The organism is Algibacter pacificus, from assembly GCF_008033385.1.
In the GTDB taxonomy this organism is placed as follows: domain Bacteria; phylum Bacteroidota; class Bacteroidia; order Flavobacteriales; family Flavobacteriaceae; genus Algibacter; species Algibacter pacificus.
Genome location: NZ_VOGY01000007.1, coordinates 103,530 through 120,683, shown reverse-complemented (window position 1 = coordinate 120,683; position 17,154 = coordinate 103,530). Strand labels below are relative to the sequence as shown.

The 17,154-nt window shown below is 34.9% G+C and carries 15 protein-coding genes; 7 read left to right on the top strand and 8 right to left on the bottom strand.

Features of this window, described 5'->3' with window-relative positions:
• Positions 1-1,413: a DUF5723 family protein gene (locus FQU21_RS11915; protein ID WP_147678226.1), complete on the top strand. Its 1,413-nt coding sequence runs from the start codon at positions 1-3 to the stop codon at positions 1,411-1,413.
• On the top strand, positions 1,410-2,249 hold the full coding sequence (locus FQU21_RS11910) for a hypothetical protein (protein ID WP_147678225.1): 840 nt from the start codon (positions 1,410-1,412) through the stop codon (positions 2,247-2,249). The genes FQU21_RS11915 and FQU21_RS11910 overlap by 4 nt, the downstream gene beginning before the upstream one ends.
• 85 nt (positions 2,250-2,334) lie before the next feature.
• Here the strand turns inward: FQU21_RS11910 and FQU21_RS11905 are convergent, their stop codons facing one another.
• A complete protein-coding gene (locus FQU21_RS11905; RefSeq protein ID WP_147678224.1) occupies positions 2,335-3,690 on the bottom strand; it encodes a DUF5723 family protein in 1,356 nt (451 codons plus the stop codon).
• A gap of 106 nt (positions 3,691-3,796) precedes the next feature.
• Positions 3,797-5,074 carry a replication-associated recombination protein A gene (locus tag FQU21_RS11900; protein WP_147678223.1) on the bottom strand — a complete coding sequence of 426 codons (1,278 nt, stop codon included), beginning with the start codon at positions 5,072-5,074 and terminating at the stop codon, positions 3,797-3,799.
• 214 nt (positions 5,075-5,288) lie between these two features.
• Between FQU21_RS11900 and FQU21_RS11895 the strand changes: the two genes are divergently transcribed.
• Positions 5,289-6,026: a rhomboid family intramembrane serine protease gene (locus tag FQU21_RS11895; protein WP_147678222.1), complete on the top strand. Its 738-nt coding sequence runs from the start codon at positions 5,289-5,291 to the stop codon at positions 6,024-6,026.
• 218 nt (positions 6,027-6,244) lie between these two features.
• On the opposite strand, the gene rlmB is transcribed toward FQU21_RS11895, so the two are convergent.
• Entirely contained in the window at positions 6,245-6,985 is a 741-nt protein-coding gene (gene rlmB, locus FQU21_RS11890; RefSeq protein ID WP_147678221.1) for a 23S rRNA (guanosine(2251)-2'-O)-methyltransferase RlmB, read from the bottom strand.
• Positions 6,986-7,138: 153 nt separating this feature from the next.
• On the opposite strand from rlmB, the gene FQU21_RS11885 reads away from it, so the two are divergent.
• The 4 genes from FQU21_RS11885 (at position 7,139) to FQU21_RS11870 (ending at position 10,996) form a co-directional block, all read left to right on the top strand.
• The gene (locus FQU21_RS11885) at positions 7,139-7,528 is read left to right on the top strand and encodes an HYC_CC_PP family protein (protein WP_407921760.1); all 390 of its coding nucleotides are present in this window, start codon (positions 7,139-7,141) and stop codon (positions 7,526-7,528) included.
• A 76-nt stretch (positions 7,529-7,604) separates the two neighbouring features.
• Positions 7,605-8,318, top strand: coding sequence for a heavy-metal-associated domain-containing protein (locus tag FQU21_RS11880; protein ID WP_147678220.1), 714 nt, complete (start codon positions 7,605-7,607; stop codon positions 8,316-8,318).
• Positions 8,319-8,353: 35 nt separating this feature from the next.
• Positions 8,354-10,594: a TonB-dependent receptor gene (locus FQU21_RS11875; RefSeq protein ID WP_147678219.1), complete on the top strand. Its 2,241-nt coding sequence runs from the start codon at positions 8,354-8,356 to the stop codon at positions 10,592-10,594.
• A gap of 24 nt (positions 10,595-10,618) precedes the next feature.
• A complete protein-coding gene (locus FQU21_RS11870) occupies positions 10,619-10,996 on the top strand; it encodes a heavy-metal-associated domain-containing protein (RefSeq protein ID WP_147678218.1) in 378 nt (125 codons plus the stop codon).
• A 262-nt stretch (positions 10,997-11,258) separates the two neighbouring features.
• Here FQU21_RS11870 and FQU21_RS11865 read toward each other — a convergent pair whose 3' ends face one another.
• From FQU21_RS11865 to porG, 5 genes are all read right to left on the bottom strand, one after another.
• Positions 11,259-11,765, bottom strand: a complete 507-nt coding sequence (locus FQU21_RS11865) for an OmpH/Skp family outer membrane protein (protein WP_147678217.1) — start codon at positions 11,763-11,765, stop codon at positions 11,259-11,261.
• A gap of 30 nt (positions 11,766-11,795) precedes the next feature.
• Positions 11,796-12,779, bottom strand: coding sequence for an OmpH/Skp family outer membrane protein (locus FQU21_RS11860; RefSeq protein WP_147678216.1), 984 nt, complete (start codon positions 12,777-12,779; stop codon positions 11,796-11,798).
• A gap of 251 nt (positions 12,780-13,030) precedes the next feature.
• A complete protein-coding gene (bamA, locus tag FQU21_RS11855; protein WP_147678215.1) occupies positions 13,031-15,682 on the bottom strand; it encodes an outer membrane protein assembly factor BamA in 2,652 nt (883 codons plus the stop codon).
• Positions 15,615-16,355: an isoprenyl transferase gene (locus FQU21_RS11850; RefSeq protein WP_147678214.1), complete on the bottom strand. Its 741-nt coding sequence runs from the start codon at positions 16,353-16,355 to the stop codon at positions 15,615-15,617. Before FQU21_RS11850 ends, bamA begins: the two co-directional genes overlap by 68 nt.
• Positions 16,356-17,042, bottom strand: a complete 687-nt coding sequence (gene porG, locus FQU21_RS11845) for a type IX secretion system protein PorG (protein WP_147678213.1) — start codon at positions 17,040-17,042, stop codon at positions 16,356-16,358.
• Positions 17,043-17,154 lie beyond the last annotated feature (112 nt).

Below are 17,154 nucleotides of genomic sequence, written 5' to 3'. Positions count from 1 at the left end.
ATGCGAGAAATCATTCTAATAATTATCTTGCATATCGGTTTGTTTACCTTTTCCCAAAACAAACAATTACTCTATGGTTTTTCTGAAATTCCACAAGCACTCATGCAAAACCCCGGAGGGAAAGTAACCAATGATTGGTATGTGGGAGTGCCATTGTTATCACAAATTCATGTGGATCTGGGAACGACAGGAAGTACTGTTTATGATGTTTTTAGTGATGATAATATCGATTTTAACGACAAGCTAAGGACGGCTGTTAGTAGTATGAACCCAAACGATTTTTATACTGTTAATCAACAATTAGAAATTTTTTCGGGAGGTGTTGCTGTGGGGAATAGGTTCGAGAAAAACGAATACCTCAGTTTTGGGCTTTATCAAGAGCTCGATTTTATGTTATACTTTCCAAAAGATTTTGCTACTTTAGCTTTGGAAGGGAATAAAAATAACATCAATCAATTATTTAAGGCTAATCATTTAAGTGGAACGGCCGATGTACTTTCGGTATTTCATTTGGGATATAATAAAAAAGTGAATAAAAAATTCACTTACGGGATCCGTGGAAAAATATACTCTAGTCTCGCCAATATACATTCAACTAAAAATAAAGGCGGCTTTATTACAACTCGGGGAGAAGATAATTATTACGATCATGAGTTCGATTTCGGGATAGCGGTGCAAACCTCAGGAATTGCAAGTTTAATTGACGATGACAATGTAGATGTTAACGATAATATCGACACATTGAAAAAGCGTGCGTTTTTTGGTGGTAATTTAGGTTTGGGGGTCGATTTAGGGTTTACTTACCAACTAAATAACCAATGGAGTTTAGATGCCAGTGTGCTCGATATCGGGTTTATTAGTCATACTAAAGATGTGGAAAATTACGTTGTAAATGGTGAATTTACATATAGCGGTGTAAATCCACTTTTCCCAGAAGCCGAGGACGGACAAACAGCTGATGATTATTGGGATACTATTGAAGATGACTTTGAGGATACCTTTATAGTTGATACAACAAGAACAAAATATACTACTTGGCGGCCAGTGAAGTTTAATGCCTCATTAAATTATGCCTTTGGAGAAAAACGAAGCAAAACCTGTAGTTGTATACCTGATGATACAGGCTATCAAAATGCCGTTGGTTTGCAGTTGTACGGCATAAATAGACCTAAGCAACCACAATTGGCGCTAACCGCGTATTATTACCGCCGTTTGTTTAATGGGTTGCGTTTAAAAGCGGCGTACACTATAGATTCTTATTCGTTTAGTAATGTAGGTCTTGGGGTTTCAGCACACATTTGGGGAGCTAATTTTTATATAATGGCCGATAATTTATTAGCCTACAAAAATATTTATGATGCACAGCATGTATCTTTACAATTAGGATTTAATTATATATTTAAAAAGAAATGAAGACAAAATTTTTAACCACCATTTTCGCTTGTTTATTTATAACTAGCGCTTTCGCTCAAACAGAATTAAACAATTACAAATATGTTATTGTTTCTAAGAAATTCGATTTTTTAAAAGAAGCCAATCAATATCAATTGAATGATTTGTCTAAATTCCTATTTAACAAATACGGATTTGAAGCTTTTATTGAGGGTGAAGATTATCCTGAAGATTTAATGAGAAACCGTTGTTTAGCATTAGATGCCGATCTATTAAAAGCGCCAGGAATGTTTAAAACAAAACTAACCGTAGAGCTTACCGATTGTAATGATAGAGTGGTTTACACCTCGCAAGTTGGGGAAAGTAGGAAAAAGGAATTCGATAAATCTTATGTTGAAGCCACTCGTAATGCCTTCCTTTCGTTTAAAGATTTAGACTATAAATACGAACCTAAAGCAAGTCAGTTATCAGCCTCAACACCCCAAGTTGTGGCCGCTGAAAAAACAAAAGAAATAGAAAAACTAAAAGAAGAAATTAATACACTTAAAAAAGAGAAAGCCGTTGAGGTCGTTAATGAAACAGAAGCGCCAGAAGAAACTTCAGTAACCATCACAGAACAGGTTTCCATGAGCGAAAGCAGTGCAACTAATGTGTTATACGCACAGGCTATTAAAAACGGGTTTCAGTTAGTCGATAGTGCGCCAAAAGTGTTGTACCGCATTCAAAAAACACAATTAAACGAGGTGTTTTTAGTAGAAGGACAATCGGCTATTATCTATAAAAATGGAAATACTTGGGTTTTAGAACACCTAGAAAACAAGGTACTAACAACAGAAACTTTAAATATTAAGTTTTAATATCGTGTTAAGTTTTTAAATAGAACGCATAAAAAAGCCCCATTAAAAGGGGCTTTTTTTATTTAAAAGTAAATATAAATACGTTTTATTGGTAAATAGGGATTTTTAAACCGACAAAAACATCTGTAGATTTTGCAGTACTCCCCGATACTAAATTCGATAATACCGATCCAGATCCAACCATTAATGGACCTAAACGTAAACCAGCACCCCAAGCAAATTCATCATATTTTCTCATGCTTATTGGCGAGTACACGCTAAACCATTTGGTTTCTAAACGTGGTGCCACTGTTACGGCATTAATAATAGTATTAGCATTCGCTTTACTGGAATCTATTAAAGAGAAATTCCCTTGTAAACTCACGTACAACTTACTTTTAATGTGGTAATCTACCAATAAATGTAATGCCGTTGGAAGTTTGATTTCTTGATCGATAACTTTGTCAGTTGCATCGTATTTGTCTTTTAAAAACTGTTCTGTATCATTGTCTGCATTATCGGTATCCACGCTTTTTGGAGCATCGGCAGTTCCTAAATCATAAGTGCTTACAGTCGTTTCATCATAACTTATTGACCCAATATCGGTAATAGAAGCTCCAATTTTTAACTTGTATTTGTTTTTATCTTTTAAGGTTTCAAAATCTTGATCGGTATAATCGTTACCTCTAAACTCGTAAGTAAATCCAATATCGGCACCAAAACCAGAACCTAAATTATCAAGACTAATATCATCGTTATCGAAATCTTGAGTGGTGCCATAATTTAAGTTACCGCTGGTGGTTAGGTCTTTCTCGACATTACTGTCATATCTTCCTTTTAATCCAGGGCTACTTAAAAATAAACTTCCGGCACCTTGTAGGTATTTTAAAGTTACACCACCTTTTAAAAAGCTTTTTTCGTTATCCACTAAAACACGTCCGTAAACTAAACCAACTTCAGCCCAAGCATGGATGGTTCCAGATAGGTTTTGTAAATCGAAATCAAAAGCATCAGTATTTTCAAAATCATCAGCAACCGTTTCATAAAGTTCACCGTTAATATTGTTAATGTTCATAAAAGCACGTACACGGCTTACAAAACCAATACTGTTTTTTGGCGTTAGGTTAAACATAAAAGAGGGGCCTAAAATGTCAACATTCAAAAAGAAATTGTTAGCATTTGTTGGGTATTTTTCAGCACTTGTATCAAAATCGAAGCCTTCGTCCGAATTTACGGCATCACTTAAACTAATGCCAAAATAATCACTCCCACCAAAAGCACTCGCGGAAAATAAATTAACATCGGTTTTAAGTCGGGAGTCCACAACATTCGATGGGTTAGAGATTAAACCATGCACACCCGCATAATTATCAACATCAAAACCTACATAGCTTTGCGCTTGTAAGTTGGTGTAACCCGCTATGCATAGCATAGCTAAGGTTAGTTTTTTTAAGTTTATCATATTTTATATTTGTATGAATAATTAATAGCGGGTCAAACATACAAAATATTCAAATAGAATAAAATATTAGTTTTTATTGTCTTAATTTTTAACGTGTTGTGTGTTTTTAATAGCCGTATTTATCCTTCCAGCGTTGTTTTAAAAAATCGCGGTGTGCATTTTCTCGCGCATTATCTCCAGGTTCGTAAAACGTGGTGTTTTCAATGTCTTTAGGCAAGAATTCTTGCTCGGCAAAATTATTTTTGTAGTTATGTGCGTATTTATAATTATCACCATAACCCAATTCTTTCATCAGTTTGGTTGGTGCATTCCTAAGCTCTAGCGGAACTCCTAAATCGCCTGTTTGTTTAACCAATTGTTGGGCTTTACCAATAGCCATATAAGCCGCATTGCTTTTAGGAGAACAGGCCAAATATGTTGCACATTGGCTAAGTATAATACGCGATTCTGGATATCCAATGGTACTCACTGCCTGAAAGGTGTTATTAGCAATAACCAAGGCCGTTGGGTTGGCATTTCCAATATCTTCCGAAGCCGAAATAAGCAAACGTCTCGCAATAAATTTTACATCCTCGCCACCTTCAATCATGCGCGCTAACCAATACACAGCGCCGTTAGGATCGCTACCACGAATCGATTTTATAAACGCCGAAATAATATCGTAATGCTGCTCGCCCGTTTTATCATAGCGCGCCGTGTTGTTTTGTATTCTGTCCAAAACGACTTCATTGGTAACCGTAATCGTATCGGTATCAAAACTATTTATAAACAGCTCAAAAATGTTCAGCAGTTTACGTCCGTCGCCACCCGAAATACGCAGTAATGCCGAGGTTTCTTTTAAAATAATATGTTTTTTCGATAACAAGGCGTCTTTTTCAATCGCGCGGTTCAGCAAAGTTTCTAAATCTTTTTTATCAAAAGCATTTAAAATATACACTTGGCAACGCGATAAAAGCGCGGGAATCACCTCAAAACTTGGGTTTTCGGTTGTAGCGCCAATCAATGTAATCCAACCTTTTTCAACCGCTTGCAACAACGAATCTTGTTGCGATTTACTAAATCTATGGATTTCATCAATAAACAATATGGGGTTTTTCGTGGTAAACAATCCGCCGCTTTGTTTGGCTTTATCAATCACCTCCCGAATATCCTTAACACCCGAATTTATAGCACTTAGCGTATAAAATGGCCGTCCAGATTCCGTTGCAATAATGTTTGCCAAGGTCGTTTTTCCAGTTCCCGGAGGACCCCAAAATAACATCGACGGAATTAATCCTACTTTTAAATGTTGCGTTAAGGCGCCGTTTTTCCCCACCAAATGGGCTTGACTAACATAATCCGTTAAGGTCTGTGGGCGTAATCGTTCTGCTAAAGGTGCGTTCATAACTGTAAAATTAAAGTAAATTCCCGTGAAATTAGAATACTTCAATAGTCTATTTTTACATTTTTTGGGCGTGCCCCTAAAAGGGTCCGGCTTTCACTACTCGCTCCTCCTAAGGTCGGGAGCTCAAACAGGCCGTTCAATCCCTCACGCGGGGTTAATCTGCCAATTTAGCACATCACCCTAAGTTGGTTAATTATTTGCTATATTCATCATTATGAAACAGCACGAACATTTTAAATTCTCACCGGGAGTCATTGCATATCCGGTGTTTTTCGTGCTTAGCATTTGGCTCGTCTTTTGGTTCGAAGTTCGTTTTGGCTTTAACCTAAGTAAATACGGCATTTATCCACAAACCTTTAAAGGACTCCGTGGCATTGTTTTTAGTCCGTTTTTACACGGTAATATTGAGCATATTTATCATAATACCATACCGCTTTTTGTGCTTTCTACAGCCTTGTTTTATTTTTACCGCCCTATTGCTTGGCGTGTTTTGTTTTTAGGTGTTTTAATGTCGGGGTTTTTAACCTGGTGTATTGGACGGCCATCTTATCATATTGGGGCTAGCGGACTTATTTATGTCTTATTCAGTTTTACTTTTTTTAAAGGGATTTTTGCCAAACACTATCGCTTAATAGCTTTATCACTTTTAGTCATTTTTCTGTACGGAAGCATGATTTGGTACACCTTCCCCATAGAAGAAGGCATTTCATGGGAAGGGCATCTTTCGGGTTTAATTACAGGTTTAGTATTTGCACTTGTTTTTAAAAAAGAAATCGCAAAACCAAAAGGATATGCTTGGGAGCAGGAAAATTATAACGAAGAAAACGATCCTTTTTTACAGCACTTTGACGAACATGGAAATTTTATTGAAACTCAAGAAGCACTAGAAATAGAGGAGGAGCCAAAGCCGCTTTCTGTTAAGTATATTTTTAAAGAAAATAAAGAGGAGTAATTGGTGGCTTAGGTTGATTTTTTGATTTTGTCGCAGTCGCAGTCGCAGTCTCAGTCGCAGTCGCAGTCGCAGTCGCAGTCACAGTCGCAGTTGCCGTGTTTGGTTTGGAAGTTTTTAATAAGTTGTTTTTGCTTTCAGAATGAATTGGTTATTTTCCAACAACCAACAACCAACAACCAACAACCAACAACCAACAACCAACAACCAACAACCAACAACTATTTAGCCATGCGCTGTCTTACGGCTTCGTATAAAAAAGCACCACAAGCCACGGAAACATTTAGCGATTCAATGTCACCCAATAAAGGGAGTTTCGCTTTAGCATCAACCACTTTTAACGTGGAAGGATTAATCCCTCTACCTTCCGATCCCATAATAATTGCGCAAGGTTCCACAAAAGAAACATCGTATAAGGTATTGTTTGTTTTTTCGGTTGCTGCAATCACTTTTATATCCGATGCTTGCATGTAAAACACGGCATCTTTAATATGGTCTACTTTACAAATGGGAATTTTAAACACCGCGCCAGCACTGGTTTTAATCGTGTCGCCATTTACTGGAGCGCCACCTTTTTTCTGAATGATTATTCCGTTAACCCCTGTACATTCTGCCGTACGGATAATAGCACCAAAATTACGTACATCACTCAACTGGTCGAGTAATAAAAAAAGAGGTGTTTTTCCCGATTGCACAACTTCTTCAATTAAAGTTTCCATATCATGAAATTCAATGGGAGATATTTGCGCCACGGCACCTTGGTGGTTGCCTTTGGTTAATCTATTCAGTTTTTCTACAGGAACATAAGATTTGTTAACCGATTTTTTATTTAATAAAGATTCTAATTCATTAAATAAATCGCCATCCAATCCTTTTTGAAGGAATACTTTATCAATAGTTTCGTTAGCGTTAATGGCCTCTATAATGGCTCTAATACCAAAAATTTGTGTTTGTTCTTGCATGCTGCAAAGGTATAAAAAAAGCCGTCTTAAATGTGTGGTGTTTTATAATTCATTCTTTAAAATAATCTAAAAATAGCGTTTGTAAATGTTAAAGAAAGTGAAACTGGTAAAAGGAACTATTGTTTTTTGTAATTTTGTTGCGTGATAAAAATAATGCTACATAAAAGTTTTTCTGTACTAATGACATTTTTAGTACTGTTTTCAACGGTGTCTTTTACCATTGAAAAGCATTTTTGTGGAGATGTTTTAGTTGATGTGTCTTTGTTTTCCGAAGCTCAAAAATGTGGCAAGGATTCGGGAGTTGTTCTCGAAAAAAAATCCTGTTGTAAAGATGAGGTCGATGTTGTTAAAGGACAGAAAGATTTAAAGGTATCATCGTTCGACGATTTAGATTTTATTCAACAGCAGTTTATCACCGCATTTTCTTATACATTTATTAATCTTTTTGAGGGGTTAGAAACACAGGTTGTTCCGCATAAAGATTATGCTCCACCTCTTTTGGTTGCCGATATTCTGGTACTAGACCAAGTTTTCATTATTTGATAAATAGGATCCTTGTTTTTTCCGCGAAAGCGTAGATTTCATCATGCTCTAAAATTATTCAAATACATTTCAAAAAATGATACATACTTATAAAGTTGCAGGCATGACTTGCAACGGCTGCCGTACATCGGTAGAAGATAAATTGAATGCCATGCCATGGGTTAAAACGGCCACGGTTTCACTAGAAACATTGGAAGCTGTAATCGACATGGAACAGCATATTTCAATAGAAACGTTTCAAAAAGCACTGTCTAATAAATACACAATAACTAAAAATGAGACGGGTGAAAAGAATGTTATGTCCTCAGAAACATCTGAGTTAAAACAACTGTTTCCACTGTTCTTAATTTTTGGATATATCACTGTTGCTGCTATTTTATTAAATTATTCGCCTTGGAATGGTACAGGATTTATGCTCGATTTTATGGGGCTATTTTATGTGGTCTTTAGCTTTTTTAAATTGCTAGATTTAAAAGGGTTTCCGGAAAGTTTTAAAATGTACGATCCGCTTGCAAAAGCAGTTCCTTTTTACGGTTGGGTTTATCCTTTTATCGAGGTGGTTTTGGGTGTTATGTTTTTAATGCGTATCGAGATTTCGGCGGCATTAATTATTACTTTAATCATTTTAGGAATCACCACGATTGGCGTAATAAAAACGCTTTTAGATAAAAAATCTATTCAGTGTGCTTGTTTGGGGACGGCTTTAAAATTGCCAATGACCAAAGCCACTTTTATTGAAAACAGCATTATGATTGTTATGGCTATTATGATGTTAGTAATGTCTGCTTAAAGCCAGGTTGTTTTCCAAATTACTATAAAATAAATATGAAACATATACTATATATTATGTTATGCTTTCCGTTAGTGCTGTTTTCTCAAAAGAAAATAACAGGGACTATTTTGGAAGCTAATGAGAATAACAAATCGCTTGCTTTAGCCGGTGCAAACGTATATTGGCTAGACACGAGTATTGGTGCGGTTACCGATATGGATGGTAAATTTAGCCTGCCTTATGAGGCTAATTATAAAAAATTAATTGTGAGTTACGTAGGTTTTAAAACCGATACGATAACCGTAAATTCTGCTAAGGCTATAAAACATTGGTTACGTCCAACGAGTGATTTGGATGCTGTTACGCTCACGTCTAGAAAACAGGCCACCTCAAAATCCTATATGCAATCTCAGAATGTTTTTACGGTTAGCAGTGGCGAACTTTTAAAAGCGGCCTGCTGTAATTTAGCCGAAAGTTTTGAAACCAATCCCTCTATTGATGTTAATTTTGCCGATGCCGTTTCGGGTACGCGACAAATAAAAATGCTGGGCCTTACAAGTCCGTATATTTTAATAGCCACCGAAAATATCCCGTCTATTCGGGGGGCATCGCAAGCTTTTGGATTGAGTTTTATTCCTGGTACTTGGGTTGAAAGTATTCAAATAACCAAAGGCGCTGGCTCGGTGGTGAATGGTTATGAAAGTATTGCCGGACAGATTAATACGGAATTAGTAAAACCAACAACCGATAATAAGTTGTTTGTTAATCTCTTTGGGAATGTGGCTGGACGTTTTGAGTTAAACACACATTTGAATACTAAAGTATCTAATAAATGGAGCACTGGTTTGTATTTGCATGGTAATGCGCACAATCAACGACACGATGTTAACCATGATAATTTTTTGGATATGCCATTGTATAGTCAAATAAATCTGATGAACCGTTGGCAGTATACTAATTTAGAAAAAGGATGGGTTAGTTTTATTAATTTGAAGGTTTTAAACGATGAAAAACAAATGGGTGAATTGGATTTTGACCCAGAAACAGATAAGTTAACTGAAAATGCTTGGGGTAGTGAAATTGATACGAAGCGTTATGAAATTTCATCAAAACTAGGTTATGTCAATCCAGAAATTCCTTATCAAAGTATTGGTGTGCAAACGGCTTTTAGTCACCATGTTCAGGATTCTTATTTTGGATTAAACCAATATGATATTACACACAATAGCCTGTATGCCAATGCTATTTATAACAGTATAATTAGTGATTCTCGCCATAAAGTAAAAACGGGTGTAAGCTATACTTACGATCATTATGATGAAATGGTAAACCTCGAGGATTATGGACGTACAGAACATTCGGTTGGTGCCTTTTTTGAATACAACTTTGATAATTTAGATAAATTGAATGTTACTGCAGGACTGCGAGTAGATCATCATAATTTATTGGGTAATTTTGTTACACCGCGGGTACATGCGCGTTATACGCCATGGGAAAAATCGGCTATTCGAGCGTCTTTTGGACGCGGAAAAAGAAGTGCTAATATTTTTACCGAAAACCAGCAAATGTTTGCAACCTCAAGATCTATTAATATTTTGAATACGGGTGGAAATATTTATGGTTTAGATCCTGAAATTGCATGGAATTACGGCGTGTCCTATCTTCAAGGTTTTAATTTATTTGGAAGAAAAGCCGATGTGACTTTCGATTATTATAAAACAGATTTTAAAAATCAAGTGGTGGTCGATTATGAAAATCCGCAAGACATTAGTTTTTATAATTTAGAAGGTAAAAGTTATGCGAATAGTTTTCAAGCAGAACTAAATTACAATCCATTTAATCTGTTCGATTTACGATTGGCATATAAATTTTATGATGTTAAAACCGATTATAAATCGGGTAAACTAGAGAAGCCTTTGGTTCCTAAAAACCGGTTTTTCGCCAATGCTTCTTATGAAACGGTGGCAAAAGGTATAAACAATGCACATTGGAAATTTGATGCCACGTTTAATTGGGTAAGTCAGCAACGCTTTTCATCTACAGCATCCAATCCGTTTCAATATCAATTACCCGAATATTCTCCAACTATAGGCACGTTAAATGCGCAGGTTACTCATGTGTTTTCGCCTAAGTTTGAAGTGTATTTAGGCGGTGAAAATATTACCAATGTAAGGCAAGACCAGCCTATTCTAGGGGCCGATGATCCTTTTGGAGCAAATTTCGACTCCACTTTTGTTTACGGACCAATTTTTGGTTCTAATTACTATATGGGATTACGATTTAAAATTATTTAATAATAACAACTTAAAATATATATTATGAAAAAACTATTAATTATTGCAATACTATTAACCACAACACTAAGTTTTTCACAGAATAAAAATGAAAGAGCAACTATTGAAGTGGATGGGGTTTGTGCCATGTGCAAAGCGAGAATAGAAAAAGGTGCCATTAGAACCAAGGGCGTTAAATCGGCAGTGTGGAGTGTAAAAACCCATGAGTTAAGTTTAATTTATGATGCGCGAAAAACTAATCTAGATTCTATTAAGTCTAGTGTTTTAGCGGTTGGTCATGACACTATGGGGCTTAAAGCCACAGATGAAGCCTATGCTTCTTTGCACCCGTGTTGTCGTTATAGAGATATTGATGTTATTGACGATCATAAAGATGATCAAGATGACAATAATAATGAGTAAACGTTAACGCTTTAATGTTGATTAAAAAGGTTTATCTTAAATTTAAGTTGAATCTTTTTGATGTTGTTTAATACAGATAGCGATTAGAATGTCGTTTACCATTTTATAAAGTATGTGTATAATTAAGCTGTGCAGGATGTGTGTTTTTAGAATTGAAGTAAAGGGCTCACCTGTATTTTTTAAAATAGCTTAGTTCGGTTTAGGGCATAAAAAAACCTGTAAAACTAAATTTACAGGTTTTTTATTTTTATAAATGAAGAAATTAGATACCTAAATCCTTTTTTACATCGTTTAATAAATCTTTACCATCAGCAAGAATCGTTACACCAACTCCAGAGTCTAAAACATAGTCAAATCCTTGAGCTCTTGAAACTTTTAAGATAGCTGCTTTTGCTTTTTCTGTTATAGGTTGTAAAAGAGCTATTTCTTTAGATTGTAAATCTTTTTGAGCATCTGCTTGAAATTGTTGCAAACGTTGTTGTTTTTCTTGTAACTCTAAAATACGTTTTTGGTTTTCTTCATCTGTTTTGTTTTTAGCTTCTGCTTCGTATTGTTTTTGTAAGTTTTGAAATTCGGTAACAGAACTTTGCATATCTGTTTGATATGTTTTGCTTAAAGCTTCTAATTCTGCTTGTGCCGCTTTCATTTCTGGCATTGCTTTAATTAATTCTTGAGTATTTATATGAGCAATCTTAGATTGAGCTTGAGTGAAACTTATAGTTCCAATACATAAAGCCGTTGCTAATAAAAGTGTTTTAAAATGTTTCATTTGTAAATAGTATTTGTGTGTTATAAATTATTAATTGTTGTTTAAACTATCTTTTGCCTTTTGGCGATCTTCTAATATTTTTTTTCTTTTGGCTTCTAAGGCTTTAATACGTTCTTCGCGTGCTTTTAATTTTTTTAATCTGTTTTCTTCAATAAGTTCAGCTCTTGTTTTTTTAGTTTGCTCTATTTTTGTTTTAGCCTCAGTTTTACCAGTATTTTCTGTTTCAGTTGTTTCAGTTGTTTCTGTTGTTTTGGCTTCTGTTGCTTTTTTACGTGCATCTAATATAGCTTGTCGTCTATCGGCTGCGGCTTTAATTTTAGCAGCTCGGGCATCTAATTTTTTTTGTCTAGCGGCTTCAATAGCCTTTTCTCTTTCTGCTTTTTTTTCTTCCAGTGCTTTTTGTCTTGCTTCTAGTTCTAGGTTTACTTCAGGAACGATATCTTCTTTTTCTGCTGCTCTACGTTCAGCTTTGTTTTGTACTTGTTTTCTTTTTGATGTTCTAGTTATACTTCTTAAAACCTGGTCGCTAATATCTAAAGAATTTGCGACATAAAGCATACCTCCATTGGCTTTATCCAATACTATTTGGTATTTTCTAGCAGCAACAATGGTTTGTACAGCTGCAAAAATCTGGTCTTGAACAGGTTGCATTAATTGTCTTTGTTGAATAAACAAATCGCCATTTGGACCAAAACGTTTTTGTTGATAATCTAAAATTTCATTTTCTTCAAAAGTAATATCTTCTTCGCGTTCTTTAATGAGTTCTGTTGTCAATAAGGCTTTTTCGTTACTTAAGTCTTTTCGTTTTTGTTCAATAGCAGCTAATTGCTCTTGAATTTCATTTTTCCATTTATCAGCTTTATCATTTAGTTGTTTTGTTGCTTCTTGATATTCGGGTACATTTTCTAAAATATATTCACTATCAATATAGGCAAGACTTACTCCCCGTTGCGCATGGAACGACAGGGGCAATATAAAAACTAGGGTCAATAAAAAAAGAACGTTGTTTTTCATCTGTTTAAATATTTTTATCATTTATAGTCTATAAATTATAAAAACGACAGACGATTAATTTTGTTGCTGTCACTTTTATGAATTGTTTTTTATGTGATTGAATTTATTAATTTTACCTGCTATAATAGCTTGCAAAATAAACATTTTCGCTATTCATTTCAAAATTAACGAAATTTAATCATAAAAATTTCAATTCATATTCAAATCATCAAAGTGTTAATAGAAAATATCGTGCCAAAATATAATAGAGATTAAAATTGTTGACCAATAATGAAGTGAGTTTCCCAGCCGTTTTTAACGCCACTATCATCGATAGAATCAAATCCATGACCAAAATCGATACCTAATAAACCAAAGGCTGGCATAAAAATGCGAATACCTAAACCAGCAGAACGTTTTAAATCAAAAGGGCTAAAATCTCTAAAATTATCGAAAGATGCTCCTCCTTCAATGAAACTTAAAGCATATATTTTTGCCGACGCTTTTAATGTAATTGGGTAGCGTAACTCTAAAGAGAATTTATTGTAAATAGATCCTCCATCTTCGCTAGAAAGAGATTGGTTAGGGTAACCACGTAATTGTACAACTTCACGACCATCTAAACTGTAATTTGCTAATCCATCACCACCTAAAAAGTATCTTTCAAAAGGAATCACGCCTCTATCTTGATTGTAAGCCCCTAAGAAGCCAAATTCAACATTAGGACGTAATACCAAGTCTTTGGTAATTTGCGTGTACCATGTGCCTTTAAAGTTGACTTTATAAAATTCTAGCCAGTTGTATCGTTCTTGATCTATTCTAGAAACTTCATCTGCGGCCGCCTGGCGTGCAGCAATGCTTAAAGTTGTATCCGATTGGCTGTTAAAGTTAGCATCTCTATCTTCTTTTAAAGCCGAATAATCTATACCATTAAATAATGAATACGGTAACGAGAATTTTCCTGTAATTGAGAAGTTGGAACCGGCCGTTGGATAAACGGGATCTACACTGGTGTTATTTCTGCTTAAACCTATTGAGTAAGATAGATTATTAGAAAAACCATTTCCAAAAGTAAATAAGCTCGTTGTATAATTATTTAAATCGTAACGTTGGTAACTTAATGATTGCGATAGTACAAAGAAATCATCTGGTACTGATAAACGTTTTGCTAAGCCAACAGTAATACCTGTAATATTAAAACTTCTACTTTTATCTGCTTTATACGAGGTGTAATCATATAAAAACTGTTTGGTATGCGATAACGAAGTTGAAAATTGCACGGGGCGTTTTCCGCCTAGCCAAGGTTCGGAAAAAGAGAAACTATAGGTTTGGTAAAACTGGCTGGCTTGTAAACGAAGTGCTAGTTTTTGACCATCTCCCATAGGTATTGGTTTGTAAGCCTCTTTTTTGAACATGTCTTTGATTGAAAAGTTATTGAATGATAGTCCTAAAGTTCCAATAAAGCCACCACCACCGTAGCCACCTTGTAATTCAATTTGGCTCGATCCAGTTTCTTTAACCACATATTCCATATCGATTGTTCCTTCGTTTGGATTTGGGTTGTTAAAGTTGGGTGTAATTTCTTGAGCATCGAAGAAGCCTAATTGACCAAGCTCTCTTACGGTACGTACTACGTTGGCTTTACTGTATAATTGTCCTGGGCGTGTACGAATTTCTCTGTATACAACGTGATCGTTTGTTTTATCATTTCCTACAACCGATACACTATTAAAATAAGCCGGTTTCCCTTCGGTTATTCTAATTTCCATATCGATAATATTGTTGTCGGCACTTACCTCTACAGCGTTAATATTAGAAAATAAATACCCGTTGTTTTGATATAAATTTGTAATGTCGTTGGCATCTGGTTTTGTGTCATCTGCAATACGTTTAGAGAGGGTAACCCCATCATAAGTATCGCCTTTATTGATACGTAATAAACGACTTAGTTGTTGGTTTGAATAAATTGTGTTTCCTATAAAAGTAATGTCCCCAAAGGTGTATTTATCACCTTCTTCTAAATTAATTTTAAGTGAAATGGTTTTGTCATCGTTAACTATGATACTGTCTGAAAGTACACGAGCATCTCTATATCCGTTTTCTTTGTAGGTATCTATTAAACTTACCAAATCTTCTTTATAATCCTCTTCAATGTATTTAGAACGTTTTAGAAGGCGAATAGGATTTTTCTTTTTGGTGTTTTTCATGCTTTTTCTAAGCTTTTTTTCGCTTAGAACAGAATCACCACTGAATATAATATCGTCAATTTTAACTTTTTCGCCTTTGTCAATATTAAGCACCATATTTACTCTACTCGTTTGAATAGAATCTTGAACTTCAATAGTATTAATATGTACTTTGGTGTTTAAAAAACCATCTTTTTTGTATTTATTGGTTAGATAATTTTTTGTAGTAGTAATTAGGTTTTCGGTAACTTTAGTACCTCTTTTTAATTTATTATCCTCAATAATGCCTTCTTTTTTTCCGTTTTTAACGCCGTAAATTTTCAGTTCGTTAAGTTGAGGTAAATCGGATAGATGAATTTCTAAGGATGCCACATTATCTTTTATATCGGTAATATAAACCTCTATATCGTTAAAAAGATTGGACTTCCATAGCTTTTTAATGGCATCACGAATGTCTTCCCCTGGGATTTTAATTTCTTTTCCTTTACTTAAACCAGAGTATGCTACAATAGTTTGGTCGTTGAAATTTGTGTTACCAGTAACCGTAATTTTGCCTAAGGTATATGTTTTACCATTTTTATAATCTAAATCTTGTGCTTGAATATTAAAACAACTTGCAATAATTAGAAATGCTAAGTAGCATTTGGAGTATGTTTTAAAAGCTAGTAAATTAACTAAGTTGTTCACTTGTTTTCCCAAATCTTCGTTCTCTTTTTTGATATTCAATAATAGCTTCATACAAATGTTCCTTTGTGAAATCTGGCCAAAGTACATTTGTAAAATATAATTCGGCATAGGCAATTTGCCAAAGCAAGAAATTACTTATACGTTGCTCGCCACTAGTTCTTATTAACAAATCTACATCTGGTAAATTTTGCGTGTAAAGATGCTCATTAATAATTGATTCATCAATTATTTCGGGCGAAATTATATTATTTTTAACTTTAATACTAATCTCCTTAACAGTATTTATGATTTCTTCGCGCGAACCGTAGCTAAGTGCTAGGGTTAGTGTCATTCGCGAGTTGTTTTTAGTTTTGTTTATTACCTCATGTAGTTCTTTGTAGGCTTTTTGAGGCAAGGTTGTTAAGTTACCTATAGCGAGGAGTTTAATATTATTGTCTTGTAATGTTTTAATTTCTTTTCTTAAAGCGGACACTAAAAGTTTCATAAGTGTTTGCACTTCTAGTTTAGGTCGGTTCCAGTTTTCTGTAGAAAAGGCATAAAGTGTAAGGTTTTCTACGCCCAATTCTGCACAAGCTTCTACGGTTGTTCTTACAGATTTTGTGCCGTTTTCGTGCCCAAAGGCGCGAATCATCCCTTGTTTTTTTGCCCAACGCCCATTTCCATCCATAATTATGGCAATGTGTTTTGGTAGTTTTTCGAGTTGTATGTTTTCTTTCAAATTCATTTAATCGTTACAATAGCAGGGTTTAATTCCAAAGGTGTAAGTTAAGGTAATTCCTGTAAATGTGTACCAGTCATTATTATTTATATTTCCAAACCGATATAGTTGGTTGCTTTCGTTTTCTGGAAAATTACCATCTAAATTATCTGTAAAGGTATATCGAGCTCCAATTTCGAAACCGAGGATAAATTTACCTAAAATATTTGTTTTGTAACCTAAAGTCATAGGAATACCTGCGGCCCAACCTTTAGCCCCTTCAGACATTTGAGTATTGTTTAAATAATAATTATTGCTATGCCGTGTTGCCGTAATGCCACTATATATATAAGGAGTTCCTATGGTGCGGCCTTCATGAAGATTGAAATCTACAAAAGTAAATTCTATGCCGGCTGCAAATTCTAGTATTTTAGTATCTACGGAATACCCGCGTTCTAAACGTCTCGGATCGCTGGAATCGCTATCTTGAGCTCTTAGGTTGGCGTGTATTACAGAAAGTCTGTACGAGTGTCTTGCGCTTCGGTTATATTTATATAATAGCCCCAAGGTTAGACTATTTGGTGCAATATAAGTTGTGGCTCCAACGTCTCCAATTAAATTGCTGCCTCCAGCAAACACCCCAATTTCATTAATTTGAGCGTTGTTTATTTGTGAGCATAATAAGCTTAATATCAATATAATTAAATATCTCATAGATGTTTAAAAGTTTGCAAATATAATAAATAAGAATGGACTGTTATAATTTGATGTTAACAGTATGGATGTAGAACTGTTTTTATTAAAAATTATTGTTTTATTTGCTATG

What these genes read in the sequence shown, in the direction of transcription:
- FQU21_RS11915 (WP_147678226.1), top strand. Translation starts at nt 1, where the DNA reads ATGCGAGAAATCATTCTAATAATTATCTTGCATATCGGTTTGTTTACC.
- FQU21_RS11910 (WP_147678225.1), top strand. Translation starts at nt 1,410, where the DNA reads ATGAAGACAAAATTTTTAACCACCATTTTCGCTTGTTTATTTATAACT.
- FQU21_RS11905 (WP_147678224.1), bottom strand. Translation starts at nt 3,690, where the DNA reads ATGATAAACTTAAAAAAACTAACCTTAGCTATGCTATGCATAGCGGGT.
- FQU21_RS11900 (WP_147678223.1), bottom strand. Translation starts at nt 5,074, where the DNA reads ATGAACGCACCTTTAGCAGAACGATTACGCCCACAGACCTTAACGGAT.
- FQU21_RS11895 (WP_147678222.1), top strand. Translation starts at nt 5,289, where the DNA reads ATGAAACAGCACGAACATTTTAAATTCTCACCGGGAGTCATTGCATAT.
- rlmB (WP_147678221.1), bottom strand. Translation starts at nt 6,985, where the DNA reads ATGCAAGAACAAACACAAATTTTTGGTATTAGAGCCATTATAGAGGCC.
- FQU21_RS11885 (WP_407921760.1), top strand. Translation starts at nt 7,139, where the DNA reads ATGCTACATAAAAGTTTTTCTGTACTAATGACATTTTTAGTACTGTTT.
- FQU21_RS11880 (WP_147678220.1), top strand. Translation starts at nt 7,605, where the DNA reads ATGATACATACTTATAAAGTTGCAGGCATGACTTGCAACGGCTGCCGT.
- FQU21_RS11875 (WP_147678219.1), top strand. Translation starts at nt 8,354, where the DNA reads ATGAAACATATACTATATATTATGTTATGCTTTCCGTTAGTGCTGTTT.
- FQU21_RS11870 (WP_147678218.1), top strand. Translation starts at nt 10,619, where the DNA reads ATGAAAAAACTATTAATTATTGCAATACTATTAACCACAACACTAAGT.
- FQU21_RS11865 (WP_147678217.1), bottom strand. Translation starts at nt 11,765, where the DNA reads ATGAAACATTTTAAAACACTTTTATTAGCAACGGCTTTATGTATTGGA.
- FQU21_RS11860 (WP_147678216.1), bottom strand. Translation starts at nt 12,779, where the DNA reads ATGAAAAACAACGTTCTTTTTTTATTGACCCTAGTTTTTATATTGCCC.
- bamA (WP_147678215.1), bottom strand. Translation starts at nt 15,682, where the DNA reads ATGAAGCTATTATTGAATATCAAAAAAGAGAACGAAGATTTGGGAAAA.
- FQU21_RS11850 (WP_147678214.1), bottom strand. Translation starts at nt 16,355, where the DNA reads ATGAATTTGAAAGAAAACATACAACTCGAAAAACTACCAAAACACATT.
- porG (WP_147678213.1), bottom strand. Translation starts at nt 17,042, where the DNA reads ATGAGATATTTAATTATATTGATATTAAGCTTATTATGCTCACAAATA.